This is a genomic window from Caulobacter sp. GW821-FHT09A05, from assembly GCF_059418465.1.
In genome coordinates this window covers 282,946-298,344 of the sequence record NZ_JBWKPX010000001.1, presented here as the reverse complement: position 1 = coordinate 298,344, position 15,399 = coordinate 282,946, and the positions used below count along the sequence as shown (strand labels likewise).

9 protein-coding genes are annotated in these 15,399 nt (G+C 68.4%); 5 read left to right on the top strand and 4 right to left on the bottom strand.

The genetic code is table 11. The features are described from left to right. The first annotated feature begins 38 nt into the window (after positions 1-38). The 4 genes from AC07NX_RS01330 to AC07NX_RS01315 all read left to right on the top strand — a co-directional run bounded on the left by AC07NX_RS01330 (position 39) and on the right by AC07NX_RS01315 (position 6,052). Positions 39-791 carry a FadR/GntR family transcriptional regulator gene (locus AC07NX_RS01330; RefSeq protein WP_035082189.1) on the top strand — a complete coding sequence of 251 codons (753 nt, stop codon included), beginning with the start codon at positions 39-41 and terminating at the stop codon, positions 789-791. 15 nt (positions 792-806) lie between these two features. Further along, positions 807-2,219 carry a family 43 glycosylhydrolase gene (locus AC07NX_RS01325; RefSeq protein WP_494638409.1) on the top strand — a complete coding sequence of 471 codons (1,413 nt, stop codon included), beginning with the start codon at positions 807-809 and terminating at the stop codon, positions 2,217-2,219. Between the two features lie 415 nt (positions 2,220-2,634). Continuing rightward, on the top strand, positions 2,635-4,437 hold the full coding sequence (locus AC07NX_RS01320; RefSeq protein ID WP_494638407.1) for an IlvD/Edd family dehydratase: 1,803 nt from the start codon (positions 2,635-2,637) through the stop codon (positions 4,435-4,437). Between the two features lie 49 nt (positions 4,438-4,486). Further along, a complete protein-coding gene (locus AC07NX_RS01315) occupies positions 4,487-6,052 on the top strand; it encodes an alpha-N-arabinofuranosidase (protein ID WP_494638405.1) in 1,566 nt (521 codons plus the stop codon). Positions 6,053-6,147: 95 nt separating this feature from the next. Here AC07NX_RS01315 and AC07NX_RS01310 read toward each other — a convergent pair whose 3' ends face one another. Further along, positions 6,148-8,175: an MGH1-like glycoside hydrolase domain-containing protein gene (locus AC07NX_RS01310; protein ID WP_494638404.1), complete on the bottom strand. Its 2,028-nt coding sequence runs from the start codon at positions 8,173-8,175 to the stop codon at positions 6,148-6,150. 130 nt (positions 8,176-8,305) lie between these two features. Between AC07NX_RS01310 and AC07NX_RS01305 the strand changes: the two genes are divergently transcribed. Next, positions 8,306-8,644, top strand: a complete 339-nt coding sequence (locus tag AC07NX_RS01305; RefSeq protein WP_494638402.1) for a hypothetical protein — start codon at positions 8,306-8,308, stop codon at positions 8,642-8,644. A gap of 94 nt (positions 8,645-8,738) precedes the next feature. Here AC07NX_RS01305 and AC07NX_RS01300 read toward each other — a convergent pair whose 3' ends face one another. From AC07NX_RS01300 to AC07NX_RS01290, 3 genes are all read right to left on the bottom strand, one after another. Beyond that, positions 8,739-10,334, bottom strand: a complete 1,596-nt coding sequence (locus tag AC07NX_RS01300) for an MFS transporter (protein WP_494638400.1) — start codon at positions 10,332-10,334, stop codon at positions 8,739-8,741. Positions 10,335-10,418: 84 nt separating this feature from the next. Further along, a complete protein-coding gene (bglB, locus tag AC07NX_RS01295; protein WP_494638399.1) occupies positions 10,419-11,528 on the bottom strand; it encodes a beta-galactosidase BglB in 1,110 nt (369 codons plus the stop codon). 48 nt (positions 11,529-11,576) lie between these two features. Then, on the bottom strand, positions 11,577-15,398 hold the full coding sequence (locus AC07NX_RS01290) for a beta-galactosidase (RefSeq protein WP_494638397.1): 3,822 nt from the start codon (positions 15,396-15,398) through the stop codon (positions 11,577-11,579). Between the last annotated feature and the right edge of the window lies 1 nt (position 15,399).

Here is a 15,399-nt window from a genome sequence, read left to right as displayed (position 1 = left end):
GGGGTCCATCCATCGACCGGGCAGGGAGCGAAGCGCGCGTGCGGAAGAAGAAGGACAAGGCCGGGGACGGGGACTTCGCGCGGGAGGGGGTGGCCAACAGCCGGATCCACGGCTCGATCGCCCGCACGCTCGGCGTGGCCATCGTCTCGGGCCAATACGCGCCGGGCGACATCCTCAACAACGAGATCGATTCCAGCGAACAGCTGCAGGTCTCGCGGAGCGCCTATCGCGAGGCCATCCGCATCCTGGCCGCCAAGGGGCTGGTCGAGAGCCGCCCGAAGACCGGCACCCGGGTCACCGAACGCAATCGCTGGAGCCTGCTGGACCCCGAGGTGCTGGCCTGGTTCTTCGAATCCGAGCCCAGCGAGGAGTTTCTCAAGGGCCTCTACGAGCTGCGGATGATCGTCGAGCCGGCCGCCGCGGCCCTGGCCGCCGAGCGCCGCGACGACGGCCAGCTGGAGCGCATGCGCAAGGCGCTGATCCAGATGGAGAGCCAGACCCTGGCCACCGACGCCGGCCAGGCCGCCGACCGCGACTTCCACGACACCGTGCTGGAGGCCACCGGCAACGCGCCGCTGTTCACCCTGTCCAGCAGCATCGGCGCGGCGGTGCGCTGGACCACGATCTTCAAGCAGCGCAAGCGCGAGCTGCCGCGCGACCCGATGCCCGACCACTGGAAGGTGTTCGACGCCATCGCCGCGGCCAGGCCCGACCAGGCGCGGCAGGCGATGGAGAAGCTGGTCGGCTTGGCCCTGGAAGACACCCGGGCGGCGATCGACCCCAAGGACTGAGTTCGGAGACCCGCGATGCGTTTCGATTTTCCGCCATCGCGGCGCGCCGTGATGGTCGGCGCCGGCGCGACCGTGCTGGCCGCCGCGGCGTCGGCCGAGGCCAAGGCCCCCGGCGGCGGCGCGCGCAATCCGCTGGTGCGGCAGCGAGCCGACGCCCAGGTGTTCCGCCACGACGACGGCGACTACTACATGACCGCCTCGGTCCCCGAATATGACCGGCTGGTCCTGCGTCGCGCGCCCACCCTGGCGGGCCTCGCGACCGCGCCCGAGGCGGTGATCTGGCGACGGCCCGCGCAGGGCAAGCTGGGCGGCTATATCTGGGCGCCCGAGCTGCACTGGATCGACGGGCGCTGGCACATGTACTTCGCGGCCGGCGACGCGGGCGAGCCCTTCCACATCCGCACCTACGTCCTGCGCTGCCTGGACCGCGACGCCCTGGCCGGCCGCTGGGAGGTGCTGGGCCAACTGCAGACGCCGTGGGACACCTTCACGCTGGACTCCACCGTCTTCAGCCATCACGGCGTGCGCTACCTGTGCTGGGCGCAGCAGGAGCCGGGGATCGCGACCAACAGCAACCTCTACCTGGCCCCGCTGGCCACGCCGCTCACCCTGGCCCGTCCGCCGGTCCGCCTGAGCGTCCCGACGCTTCCGTGGGAGATCGAAGGCTTCAAGGTCAACGAAGCCCCGGCCTTCCTGGCGCGCAACGGCCACGTGTTCATCGCCTATTCCGCCAGCGCCACCGACGCCCGCTACTGCCTGGGCCTGCTGACCGCGGACGCCGGCGCCGATCTGATGTCGGCGGCTGCCTGGAGCAAGTCCCAGGCCCCGGTCTTCGTCTCGTCGGAAGAGACGGGCGTCTATGGCCCGGGCCACAACTCGTTCACCGTCGACGAGCGGGGCCGCGACGTGCTGGTCTTCCATGGCCGCGACTACAAGACCATCCAGGGTGATCCGCTGTTCGACCCGAACCGGCACACCCGGGTGCAGCGACTCTATTACCATCCGGACGGAACACCCGACTTCGGCGTGCCCGTCGGGGCCGGCGAGATCCCCGACCGCTTCGCGCCGCTGGACCGGCCGGGCGCCTATCTTCGCCTGGACGGGACGCGGCTGGCGGTCGGCGACGGCCCTCTGGCGACCACCCAGTTCCGCCAGAAGCCCGGAGCGGCCGGCGCCGTGGTCCTGGAGCCGATCCTCAAGCCCGGCCATGTGCTGCAGGCGGCGTCGGGCGGCGCGGTGGCGCTGGCCGGCGCGAGCGACGATCCCGCGCGGAGCGGCTTTCGCCGGGTTCCCGGACTGGCCGGCGGACGCGGGGTCTCGTTCGCGGCGCCAGGCGGTGGCTATCTGCGCCACCAGGACGGGGCGGTCGTGGTCGGGCCGGCCAAGGACGCCGCCGGCAGGGCCAGCGCGACCTTTCTCGTCGGTTGAAGGACGTCCGTCCGGGCTCGCCCGGCCCTGCCTTGGTGGCGGAAGGCGAGGGAATCAGCATTGCGGGCGGTCCCCGCAAGCCCGGCATGCGGCGCCGATCGGCGCGCGACGCGCGGATTTTCCGAGTCCGCCGCCGCCAGCTGCGCCACCTATCGTCCGACAACTGCGAATGAATGATTTCCTCATCCGTTCAAACGGAAAGCGCGGCTTGTCGCACCCGTCGAACGGCGCAGCTCTCACGTTGACGCCGCCTTGCGGGCGGTATAGTCAGACAAATGAACAGGAGTGAAACGAACGGGACGTCGATCGCTCCGCCCGGATGGCGGACAATCCTCCTGATGTCCCGCCAAGCCCTCCCGCCGTCGCCGACCCAAGGCCCCCTCTTCTATCAAGGGCCGCCTTATCAAGGACTGTCATGAGCTCTGCCGCCGTTCCGCCTCGCGCCCTTCGCTCGCGCGCCTGGTTCGACAATCCCGACAACGCGGACATGACGGCGCTCTACCTGGAGCGCTACCTGAATTTCGGCCTGTCGCTGGAGGAACTGCAGTCGGGCAAGCCGATCATCGGCATCGCCCAGACCGGCAGCGATCTGTCGCCCTGCAACCGTCACCACCTGGTGCTGGCCGAGCGGATCCGCGAGGGGATCCGCACCGCCGGCGGCATCGCCCTGGAGTTCCCGGTCCACCCGATCCAGGAGACCGGCAAGCGTCCGACGGCGGGACTGGACCGCAACCTGTCGTATCTGGGCCTGGTCGAGACCCTGTACGGCTATCCGATCGACGGCGTGGTGCTGACCATCGGCTGCGACAAGACCACCCCCGCCTGCCTGATGGCCGCCGCGACGGTCAACATTCCGGCCATCGCCCTGTCGGTGGGCCCGATGCTGAACGGCTGGCACAAAGGCCAGCGCACCGGCTCGGGCACGATCGTCTGGAAGGCCCGCGAGATGCTGGCGGCCGGCGAGATCGACCGCGCCGGCTTCATCAAGCTGGTGGCCAGTTCGGCCCCGTCGACCGGCTATTGCAACACCATGGGCACGGCCACGACCATGAACTCGCTGACCGAGGCGCTGGGTATGTCGCTGACCGGCTCGGCCGCCATCCCGGCCCCGTATCGCGACCGGCAGCAGAACGCCTACGAGACCGGCCTGCGGATCGTCGAGCTGGTGCAACAGGACATCAAGCCGTCCGACATCCTGACCCGCGACGCGTTCCTGAACGCCATCGTCGTCAATTCGGCGATCGGCGGCTCGACCAACGCCCCGATCCACCTGAACGGCCTGGCCCGGCACATGGGCGTCGAGCTCTCCGTCGATGACTGGCAGACCTATGGCGAGGAGGTGCCGCTGCTGGTCAACCTGCAGCCGGCCGGCGAATATCTCGGCGAGGACTATTACCATGCCGGCGGCGTGCCCGCCGTGGTCAACCAGCTGATGGGCCAGGGCCTGATCCGCGAGGACGCCCTGACCGTCTCGGGCAAGACCATCGGCGAGGCCTGCCGCAACGCGACCATCGAGGACGAGGCGGTGATCCGTCCGTTCGACAAGCCGCTGGTCGAGCGCGCCGGCTTCGTGGTCATGCGCGGCAACCTGTTCAATTCGGCGATCATGAAGACCAGCGTGATCACCAAGGAATTCCGCGACCGCTACCTGTCCGATCCCGACGACCCGGACGCGTTCGAGGGCCAGGCCGTGGTGTTCGACGGGCCCGAGGACTACCACCACCGGATCGACGATCCGGCGGTCGGCATCACCGAGCGCAGCGTGCTGTTCATGCGCGGGGCCGGCCCGATCGGCTATCCCGGCGCGGCCGAGGTCGTGAACATGCGGGCCCCCGATTACCTGATCAAGAAGGGGATCCACCAGCTGCCGTGCATCGGCGACGGGCGTCAGTCGGGCACCTCCGGTTCGCCCTCGATCCTCAACGCCTCGCCCGAGGCGGCGGCCGGCGGCGGTCTGGCCCTGCTCAAGACCGGCGACCGGGTGCGGGTCGACCTGCGCAAGTCGCGGGTCGACGTGCTGGTCACGCCGGAGGAGATCGTCGCGCGGCGCAAGGCGCTCGAGGCGGCCGGCGGCTACCAGTATCCGGAAAGCCAGACGCCCTGGCAGGAGATCCAGCGGGCCATCGTCGGCCAGATGGAGACCGGGGCCGTGCTGGAGCCGGCCGTGAAGTATCAGCGCATCGCCCAGACCAAGGGCCTGCCGCGCGACAACCACTGATCCAACCACCGAAGACAACGCCGACCAACGGCGACCTAGGGAGAATATCGTGAAGCTGACCACGCTGAAGCACGCGCTCGTCGCGGGCCTTGCTGTCGCCGCGCTGGCGACGACCGGGGCCGCCGTCGCCCAGACCACCGTGACCGGCGCCCTGCGGGCCGACCAGCCCGGCGCGGTGATCCAGCCGGAAGTCTACGGCCAGTTCGCCGAGCACCTGGGCCGGGGCATCTACGAAGGCGTCTGGGTTGGCGAGGACAGCAAGATCCCCAACACCCGGGGCTATCGCAACGACGTGGTCGCGGCGCTGAAGGCCATCAAGGTGCCGGTCGTGCGCTGGCCCGGCGGCTGCTTCGCCGACGACTATCACTGGCGCGAGGGTGTGGGCCCGCGCGACAAGCGCCCCGTGAAGGTCAACGTGCTGTGGGGCGGCGTCGAGGAGCCCAACAGCTTCGGCACCAACGAGTTCATGGAGTTCGCCGAGCTGATCGGCACGAAGACCTATGTGGCCGGCAATGTCGGCACCGGCACGCCGCAGGAAACGGCCGAGTGGGTCGAGTACATGACCTCGCCGACCCAGTCGACGATCGCCAACATGCGCCGCGCCAACGGCCGCGACAAGCCCTGGAAGCTCGACTACTTCGGCGTCGGCAACGAGAACTGGGGCTGCGGCGGCCAGATGACGGCGGCCCACTACACCAACCTCTATCGCAACTTCGCCGAGTTCGTGCGCGTGCCGCCGGGCACCACGACGGTGAAGGTCGCGGGCGGCGCCAACAGCGACGACTACAACTGGACCGAAACCCTGATGGCCGGCGCGGCCAAGAACATGAACGCGCTCAGCCTGCACTACTACACGATCCCCACCGGCAAATGGGACAAGAAGGGTTCCGCGACCCAGTTCGACGAACAGCTCTGGGCCGACACCATGGTCCAGGCCCTGAGGATGGACGAACTCGTCACCAAGCACAGCGCCATCATGGACAAGTACGACCCGGAGAAGAAGGTCGGGCTCTACGTCGATGAATGGGGCATCTGGCACGACGGCGAGCCGGGCAGCAATCCGGGCTTCCTCTACCAGCAGAACACCATGCGCGACGCGGTGGTGGCCGCCGCCACCCTGAACATCTTCCACAAGCACGCCGATCGGGTGCGGCTGACGGCCATCGCCCAGATGGTCAACGTGCTGCAGGCCATGATCCTGACCGACAAGGAAAAGATGGTCCTGACCCCGACCTACTGGGTCTACGACCTCTACAAGCCGTTCCAGGGCGCGACTTCGCTGCCGCTGGCGGTCAACAGCCCGAACTATACGTTGGGCAAGTCCAGCGTCCCGGCGGTCAGCGCCTCGGCGGCGCGGGACACGGCGGGCGTGGTGCACCTGGCGCTGGTCAACATGGATCCGAACAAGTCGGCGACCGTGACGGTCAAGCTCACGGGCGTGACCGGCAAGACGGCCAAGGGCCGGGTGCTGACCGCCGCGACCATGGCCGCCCACAACACGTTCGACGCGCCCAACGCGGTCAAGCCGGCGGCCTTCACCGCCGCCTCGATCAAGGGCGACGTGCTGACCGCCACCCTGCCGAGCAAGTCGGTGGTGGTGCTGGACCTGAACTAGGCTGAACGGGGACAGGTCCATGGGCCTGTCCCCGACCGGGCCCCAGAATTTCGCCCGTCCCGGCGTTCGCCGGGGCGGGCGATCTTTTTTTGGGGTCAGAACACCTTCATCTCGACCAGCCGCATGTCCTTGCCGGGCGCCAGGTCGAACACCGCCCGCAGCTTCGAGGTCGTGACCGGCGTCCAGGCCGTGCGGTCGACGCCGTTGGCGAGCGGGGCGGGAGCCTTGGCGACCTCCACCCACCGGTCGTTCCGCCAGGCCTCCAGCCGATAGCGGGCCGGCCCGGCGAAGGCCTTGCCGTCGGCGAAGAAGCTGAGCTCGGCCGAACGCACCGACACCGGCTTGCCGAAATCCACCGCGAACCAGGGCTGCTTGGCGCCGGTCCCCGGCGACCAGCCGTTGGCCATCTCCGGGAAGAACCACACCCGCCCGTCCAGCGCCTGGTGCACGGTCTTGGGGTCGTCTCCGGCCGAGGCCGAGCCCTTGGGATAGTCCGAGCGCACCAGGTTGACCGCCAGGTCGATCGGCCGGGCGATCGGCGCGGCGGGCTTGCGGGCCAGCGGGATGGTGAGCCTGGCCAGGGTCGGCGAGGCGGCCGCCTCCTGGCCGTCCACCGTCACGACCAGCCCTCGGCGGCCGTAGCGCGAGCCGTCGGCGTCCCAGGCGATCCCGACCAAGTGGCCGTGATAGGGCGCGTCCTGCAGGCTGAAATATCTCAGGAAGTTGGGATCAGCCGGGTCGGCCGGGGCCAGCGGATTGACCTCCAGCACGTCGTCGGCGCGCGGCCGCAGGCCGACCAGGCCGCTGATCACCAGGTCGACATAGCCGGAGTGATTGTAGTGGTGGCTGCGGGCCAGGCCGACGATGGCCTTGCCGGTGGCGGGGTCATAGTCCTCCTCCAGGTTCGGCTTGCCGTCCTTGAAATGCAGCTGGGTGTATTGGGCCAGCATGCGGGCGTAGTCCGAGCGCGTGACCACGTCCTGGCGATAGTCGTTGAGCAGGTTGGCCAGGCCGGTCAGCACCTGGGTGGTCTGGAACGGCCAGATCGGACCGTTCCACTGGCATTCGGGCGCGGTCCCTTCGTAGCGGTACTGGCGCATGTAGTAGGGGTACGACGGCTCGACCGTGCGCAGGCCGGCCGGGCCCGCCAGTTCCTTGGGGTCGATCGCGTGCTTCCAGGCCTGGGCGTAGGCGGGGGCGTCGTCCGGCAGGCCGAAGGTCCAGGGCACGTAGCCGACCAGTTCGCGGCCGCGGATCGGGTCCCAGTACTTCACGTGCTCGTTGCTGACCTTGTAGCGGTCGATGAAGTGAGCGAAGTCGCCGCTCCACAGGCTCTTCTGCACCTGCGCCTTCAGGTCGTCGGCGCGTGCGGCATAGTCCGCGGCGGTGGCCGCGTCGCCGGTCAGGGCCGCCAGCCGGCTGATCGCCCGGGCGTTGGCGTACATGTAGCTGTTGATCGAGGGTCGGAAGGCCTGGCCGCCGGTGAAACCGTCCTTGCCGCCCGAGGCGTCGATCGAGCTGATCGTGTACTCGGTGGCGTCCAGCAGCGGCTCGATCCAGTACAGCTTCTTGTCGAAGTCGTAGTGGTCGTCCCACAGCGCGTAGATGTGCTTCATCGCGCCGAGGTGGCGGGTGGCGGCGTCCTGGTCGCCGTCGACCAGGAAGCGGGCGAAGGTCGCGTCGGCGATGGCCTCGGCGAAGTGGCGGTCGTTGCCGCCGCCCTCGTACATGAAGTCGACATAGTCGCCGGCGTAGCGCCGGTCGCGCAGCCAGCGTCCCTCCTGGATGTGGAAGCCGGTGGCGTCGTTGAGGCTGGCGTAGGGCTCGCGCTGCCAGCCGACGTCGTCGAGGAACTCGGTGGTGATGTAGCCGCGCGGACCCAGGTCCCGCTGGTGGGCGCGGAACACGCTCCAGCGATAGTAGTAGATCTGGTCCAGCTTCGGGTCCGAGGATTCGAACAGCGGGATGTTGCCTTCGTACCAGGCGGCGTCGGCGCCGAACCGGGCCGCGGTGATGGCGCGGGCGTCCAGCTTTGGCGAGGCCGCCATGGCGGACGGCGCGACCAGGGCGGTCGTCGCCCACAGCGCCAGGGCCAGTCGCGCGCCCCCTCTCGATGTCGCCATTCGCATCCCCCTCGATCCTATTTTGTCTGAGTATTTAGCCGAGGGGCGGCGGCGATCGCCAGCGTTTCCTTGGGGGCGTATGGTCGTCGCGCTGAACCGGCCCCTGAAACGGCCCGAGGAGGAAATGGCGATGAAGACGTTCCTGGCGCTCTACATGGGATCCGACACGCCGGTGGATCCGAGTTCGCTCGACCAATCCACCATCGACAGGGGCATGGCCGCCTGGGGCCGGTGGATGGCCGATCACGCCGCGGCGGTGGTCGACCATGGGGGCCCGCTGGGCAAGACCAAGAAGGCCGCGGCCGGCGGCGTGAGCGACATCCGCAACCGGGTGGCCGGCTATGTGATCGTCCAGGCCGAATCCCACGCGGCGGCGGCGGCGATGTTCGAGGACCATCCGCACTTCGCGATCTTCCCCGGCGAGTCCGTGGAGATCATGGAGCGCCTGCCAATCCCCGGGCAGGGCTAGAGCCCCAACCTGATTGCATCAGGCCGGGGCTCTAGAGATTTGTTTTAACGCATTTTCTTTACGCGAACCGGAATCCACTTCGCTCGAAAATGCTCTAGCCGCGCCCCCACAGCCGCTCGAAGCGCCAGCCGGTCAGGTTCTCGACGATCGCCTTGGATTCGGCGCTCTCCGGTTCGGTCTCGCCGGCCCGCAGACGTTCGACCTCGTGGATCAGCACCTCGTGGGTCCTGGCGTTGAGGCGAAACGACCACGACATCCACAGCCCCCAGAGCATGACCAGGATCGGTCCGCCCACCATCACCAGCACCACGGCGCGCACTGCCTCGGGAGACTGGACCACGGCCACGCCGGGGTGGGCCTTGTCGGCCGAGACATAACCGCCCAGGCCGATCAGAGAGGTGGTGACCACGATGGCTCCGGACTGGGCGATCTTGCGCACGAAGGTCATGACCCCCGCGAAGATCCCCTCGCGGCGCTGGCCGGTCACGGCCTCGTCGATGTCGGGCAGGTAGTTGTAGACGCTCCAGGGCACGAAGTTCAGCGTGCCGCGCCCCAGGCCCGCCAGGATGATCGGCGCGAACAGCCAGAACGCCACCATCGGATTGAACGCCGCGCTGGTGGGGATGAAGGCCGCGAAGGTGTCGCCGCCCAGCGCCGACAGTCCCTCGGCGAAGCCCGCCGGCTTGATCAGGTAGAAGGCCAGGAACAGCAGCAGGGCCGCGCCGACGAAGCTGATGGCCATGCGATAGGCGGCCGTCGGTCCGGTGCGGATGACCACGTTGATGGCGATCATCACCGAGACCAGCTGGGCGAGGTACATTGTCGTCATCAGCTGGGAGATCACCAGGGTGGCGCCCATCATCACCGTGGCCACGAACAGCGGGAAGGCGGTGTTGAAGATGTCCTGCGAGATGTAGCCGCCCAGATAGAGCGACAGGTGCTGGCGGAAGGCCTTGATGCGCAGGGTCGAGAACAGGTCGCGGAACATGTTGACCGGGATCAGCGCCGCCTTGCCCCAGTCCATGGGCTCGGGCTGGATCCGCATCTCGGCCTCGGTGTAGGGGCGCTCCCAGGTGAACAGCACTACCAGCAGCACGACCAGGCTGAACAGGCCGCCGAAGATCGCGGCCATGATCAGGAAGGTGCCGGACGAATCCTTGCCGCCGAAGTGGTTGATGATCAGGGTCGGCAGGTAGGAGGCCAGGATCGCCGAGCTCTGGGCGATCAGCATCCGCGCGCCGGCGAACTTGGCCTTCTTCTTGTAATCCTTGGTCATTTCCGCCGCGAGGGTTTCCCACGGAATCAGGAACATCGTGTAGAGGAACTCGAAGAAGATGAAGGTCGTCAGGTAGTAGGCGAAGGTCTGGCCCGTGACGAAGATCAGGGCGAAGCTGGGCAGCAGCGGGATGGTGATGATCAGGAAGATCTTGCGCCGCCCGATCTTCCGCCCGACCCAGGTGTGGCGCAGGTTGTCGGAGATGTAGCCGATCAGCGGGCAGGTGATCGCCTCCAGCAGGCGCGGCAGACCCAGGATCAGGCCGGTCTCGACCGCCGACAGGCCGCAGAAGGTGATGAAGAAATAGGCCAGCCAGCCGGTGATCACGGCCTGGGCGCCGGCCCCCAGCATGTCGCCGGAACCCCAGCCCCAGTAGTTGATCCAGGTGGGTGTGCGGAGTTCCGGCGTCGCCATCTGCGTGTCATTCCCGAATGAAGAGGGGTCTTGTCGCCCCGTCCGATCCGGTCTCGCGACCGGATCGGGTCAAGTCCGCCGAAGCTAGATGAAGGCGCGCTGGAACTCGCCCAGGGCCAGGATGGCCAGCGACTGGCCGTAGGGCATCGAGGTCAGGGGGATGTCCTTGTAGCCCTGCAGGGTGTCGAACACCGGGGTGCCGAACGACACCTGCTGCAGCTCGCCCCTGTCGTCGATATGGGCCAGGACGCCCTTCAGCGCCTTGATCCCCATTTCCTGATACTCGCGGCCGACGTAGCGCTTGCGCACGGCCTTCAGGATTCCATAGGCGAAGCCGGCCGTGGCCGACGCTTCCAGGTACGAGGTCTTGTCGTCGACCAGCGTCCGCCACAGGCCCGTCTCGGCGTCCTGGTAGCGGGCCAGGGCCTTGATCTGGGCTTCCAGGGTGTCGATCAGGAAGTCGCGCAGGGCGTCGCCGGGCTTGAGGTCCAGGAGTTCGATGAACTCCGGGATGGCGATCGTCACCCAGCAGTTGCCGCGCGCCCACAGGGCGTCGGCGAAGTTATGCCGGCCTTCGAACGTCCAGCCGTGGAACCACATGCCGGTCTTGCGGTCGGCCAGGTATTTGACGTGCACCATGAACTGGCGCTTGGCCTCCTCGACGAAGTCGTCGCGGCCCAGCAGCAGGCCGATCTTGGCCAGGGGCAGGACGCTCATCATCAGCGTGTCGTCCCACAGCTGCTGGGGGTTCTCGCTGTTGAAGACGATGTGCTGGAAGCCGCCTTCCTCGGTGCGCGGGCCCTCGTACATCACGTAGTCGGCCCAGGTCTCCAGATAGGGCAGGTAGGTGTGGTCGCCGGTGGCCTCGTAGAGGTAGGCCAGGGTCAGGAACGGCGAGACCGTGTTGATGTTCTTGGTCGGGGTGCCGGCCTCGAAGCGGTCGGCGAACCAGGTCGTCATGATCTCGAAGGCCCGCGGGTCGCCGGTCATCTCGTACTGCTTCCACAAGCCGTACAGGCCCACGCCGTGGGTCCATTCCCAGTCGTTCCAGCCCTTGGTGTCGATCACCCGGCCGTCGTCCAGGCGCAGCAGGAACTCGCCGGTCTCGTCCTGGATGTCGACCAGGTTGCTGATCAGCAGGGCGATCTTGGCCTTGATGTCCTTGGCCTCGAGGCCGTGGGCGAGATTGGGCACGATAGTCTCCTTGGAAGTCTTTCAGGCGCGGACGGGGGGAGCGTCCGGTCAGGGTTTGAAGTCGGGCGCGGGAACGCGGGCGACGGGAAGGCCGCCGCGCACGGTGCGCAGGTTGACGAGCTTGACGGTCTCCAAGGCGTCGCCGGGCGCGCCGTCGCTGGTCACCGCCAGGGCCAGGGTGTTGCGGCCATGCAGGTCGACGATGCCGGTCGGCAGGACGAAGGTCCGCTGCGGGCCGACATGGGCGATGAACTGGCCCATGTTCCAGCCATTGACGAAGATCAGCACCCGGTACCGGCCCGGCGAACGCGGCTTGTCCGGATCGCCGATGGTCAGGCCCAGGGTGGTGTCCTGGTCCTTGGGCAGGTCCAGGTCGAAGCTCGTGCGGTACCAGGTCGTGCCGGCGTAGGGCCTGGTCGCCGCCATGTCGGCCTTGGTCCATGAGGCGTCGGGGAAGCCCGGCAGGTGCCAGCCTTCGCGTTCGCCGTACTGGCCGCCGTTGTTGGCGTTGCCGCGCACGGTATCCTGGATGTCCTCGCCGCCCAGGTTGCCCTGGATCTTCCAGGCGATCGGCACGGCGAAGCTGTAGGTCCCCGGGCCCGACAGCGAGGCCGAGACCAGGCCGCGGGCTTCCTTGTGGAAGTCGTCGGCGTCCAGGTCCCAGTTGTGGCCGTTGTTGCGGACCATCACCGAGATCACGTGCTCGCCGGTTCCGCGCAGGTCCTCGGGCAGCTTGAAGGTCGCGACACCCATGGTGATCGGGCGGGGCAGGCCGCCGTCCAGCTCGTGCTGGCCCAGGAACCGGCCGTCCAGCCAGACCTGCAGCATGCCCGCCCCGCCGCCGCCGTAGTGCAGGGTCAGGGTGTCGATGTCGGGCTTGCCCTGGTAGCGGCCGCGATACCAGACGTCGCCCTGGTGGAAGCCATGGGCGCTCATGTCCAGCACCGGCTGGCCGGTGGGACCGCGCACGGTCGAGCCGCCGCGGCGGCCCTCGGTCTTCAGCCAGGCGCTGTCGTCGAACCTGGGGTCGGCTTCGGGCGAGCCCGGCGCCGTCTTCCAGTCCAGCTTGGCCAGGTCGGGCAGGGTGATCGCCGCGGGGCCGGCCAGGGGCTTGTCGGCCAGCAGGCTGCCCGAGGCCGTGGCCTTGGCCGCGACCTTGGCGCCGTTCCAGCGGATGGCGGTCACGCCCCTGGGCGCGAACACCTCCAGCGGGCTGTCGGTCTCGGTGTCACCGGTCAGGCTAAGCACGCCGCCCTTGGTCGCGTCGCCGCGCACCAGGCCCGGGCCGCGCACCAGCAGGGCCCCATGGGACGCATCGCGACGCCAGAAGGTCTGGCCGGTCTCGGCGTCGGCCAGCAGCAGGGTCAGGGGCGGGCGACCGCCGCCGGTGATCCGCACGCGGGCCAGGCCCTTGTGGACGTAGGCCAGCTTCAGGTCGCCCTTGGCGGCGTCGAAGGCCGATTGGACGTCGCCCTCCAGCACCTCGACCTTCGGCGCGGAGGCGTAGCGCAGCACCGTCTCGCCCGCCTCGCCGGCCCGGCCGTACAGCAGGGCCAGGTCGCCGTCGTTCCACTTCAGGTGCGTCTGGATCTCGGACGTCGAATAGACCAGCCGCTGACCGCCCAGGTCGTAGCTGGCCATCAGCATCTTGCTGTCCTGGCCCTTGATCCGCGAGGGGACCTCGTACGCGCCGTCGCGGGTCTTGACCTTGAAGGTGAAGGCCTCGTCGCCGGTGGCGCTGCTGGGGTTGTGGACCACGACGTAGAGGTGGCTTCCGGTCTCGGCGTTGACGTTGTGATAGACGCGGACCTTGTCGTTCGACGGAACGACGGCCTCGCCCTTGTCCATGCGGCGCAGGTCCGGCACGGCGGCGATGAACTCGCCCATCTGCTTCATCACGCGGGCCTTGTCGCGCAGGCCCCGGGCCTCGTCGATCGCCGAGCCGTAGTCGTAGGAGGTGAACACCACCGGGGCCGGCAGCCAGCCCCAGCTGGTCCCGCCATAGGTCATGTAGAAGCTCTGGATCGTCAGGCCGTTGGCGATGTTCGTGCCGTAGAACACCCGCTGGTAGCCGACGCCGCGATGGATGGCCGTGCAGTCATAGTCGCCGTTGCTGCCCCAGTAGTCGAACCAGCCGCCGCCGAACTCGGCCGCGAAGCCGGGGGTGTTGGGGCTGGCCGAGGCGCCACCCTTGGCGCCGCCCGGACCGTACAGCCCCCAGTCGGGCGCGACGCCCGGGCTGGACGGCGTGGAATCGACCTTGCAGCTGCCGCCCGGATAGCCGTCGAAGGCATAGAGGTCGTTGGGGCCTTCCACCGTGCCCGGCACGTTCGAGCCCTTGGGGACCCAGTAGCCGTTGCGGCCCTTGTCGTTGTGGAAGATCGGGACCGTGATCCCGTCGGCCTTGGCCTTGTCGTCCAGCCATTGCATGTAGCGCTGCTGCGGGGCGCCGACCACGTCGAGCTCGTTCTCGATCTGGTGGGCGATCACCGTGCCCTGGCCGGTGGTCAGCTGGTGGCGGGCGATGACGGCGTTGATCTGGGTCAGCCATTCGTCGGCGGCGGCGATGTATTCCGGCGCGTCGGTGCGGGCCCGGGCCTGCTGGTTGACCAGCCAGCCCGGGAAGCCGCCGCGCGTCAGCTCGGCGTTCACATAGGGGCCGGCGCGGGTGATGACATAGAGGCCTTCCTCCTTGGCCATGGTCAGCACGCGGTCCATGTCGCGCACGCCCTGGAAGTCGTAGACCCCCTGTTTTGGCGAGTGGTAGCCCCAGTCGAAATAGATGGCGACGGTGTTGTAGCCGCTGGCCTTCATCTTCTGGAGGATGTCGCGCCACAGGTCGGGGCTGGGCACGCGGAAGGGATGGAATTCGCCGCCCCACGAGAAGACGCGCTCGCCGTCGACCTTCAGCGAATACCTGTCCCAGGTGATCTGGTGGACTTGCGCGGGCTTGGCCGCGACCGGGGCGTCGCCGCCTTCCTTCAGCACCGTGAAGTGGCGCACCGTGCCCGACAGCGCCGGCAGTTCGGCCTTCGGCGTCCAGGTGCGGAAGCCGTCCTTGCTGTCGCTGTACCAGTAGCGCTTGGCCGAGTACTCGTCGAAATAGATCCGCCAGCCGCCGTCCGGCGCCCGGACCATGGCGGGGCCTTCGACCCCCTTGCCCCAGCCGGCCCAGTCCCCGGTCCCCTTGGCCTGCCAGGGGCCGTCCAGCGAGGGGGCGGTCCACAGCTCGATGACCTTGCTGGTCTCGTTCTTGGCGAAGGCGTTGTAGAGGCCGCCCTCGCGCACCACGAAGGTGTCGATGAAGTTGGGCCCCAGGCCCGCCAGGGGCTTGGGCGCGGACCAGGTCGCCAGCGAGGCGTCGGTCGCGGTGATGCGATAGGGCCGGAACTGGCCGGCGATGCCGGTGGTCGAGACCGACAGGATCAGGTTCACCGACCCGTCCTGATCCACGAACCATTCCGGCGCCCAGCTGTTGGTCGGGTCGGGGGCCGCGCCGGGAAGCTTGATGGTCACGTCGCGCAGGAAGGTCCAGTCGGTCAGGTCCTTGGAACGGGCCAGGCCGATGGTGTTTCCGGTCCAGCCGGTGGTGTAGGCGACGTAGTACCAGCCGTCCGTATGCTTGATGACGCTGGGATCGCGGATCAGCCCCTGGGGCGGGGTGTAGGCCAGCGGCTTCTTCAGGGTGAAGCGCGCGCCGTCGGCCGAATCGTAGACGCTCATGTTCGACTGGCTGGCGTTGGTGAACGCCGTCATCGTGTAGCGCACCGGTTCAGCCCCAAACGACTGAACGGGGGCGCTGGTCGCCAGCAGGGCCGCGGCCAGCGACCCAAGGCCAGGAAGGCGGGCGCGGAGGGGGAGGCGGGTCATC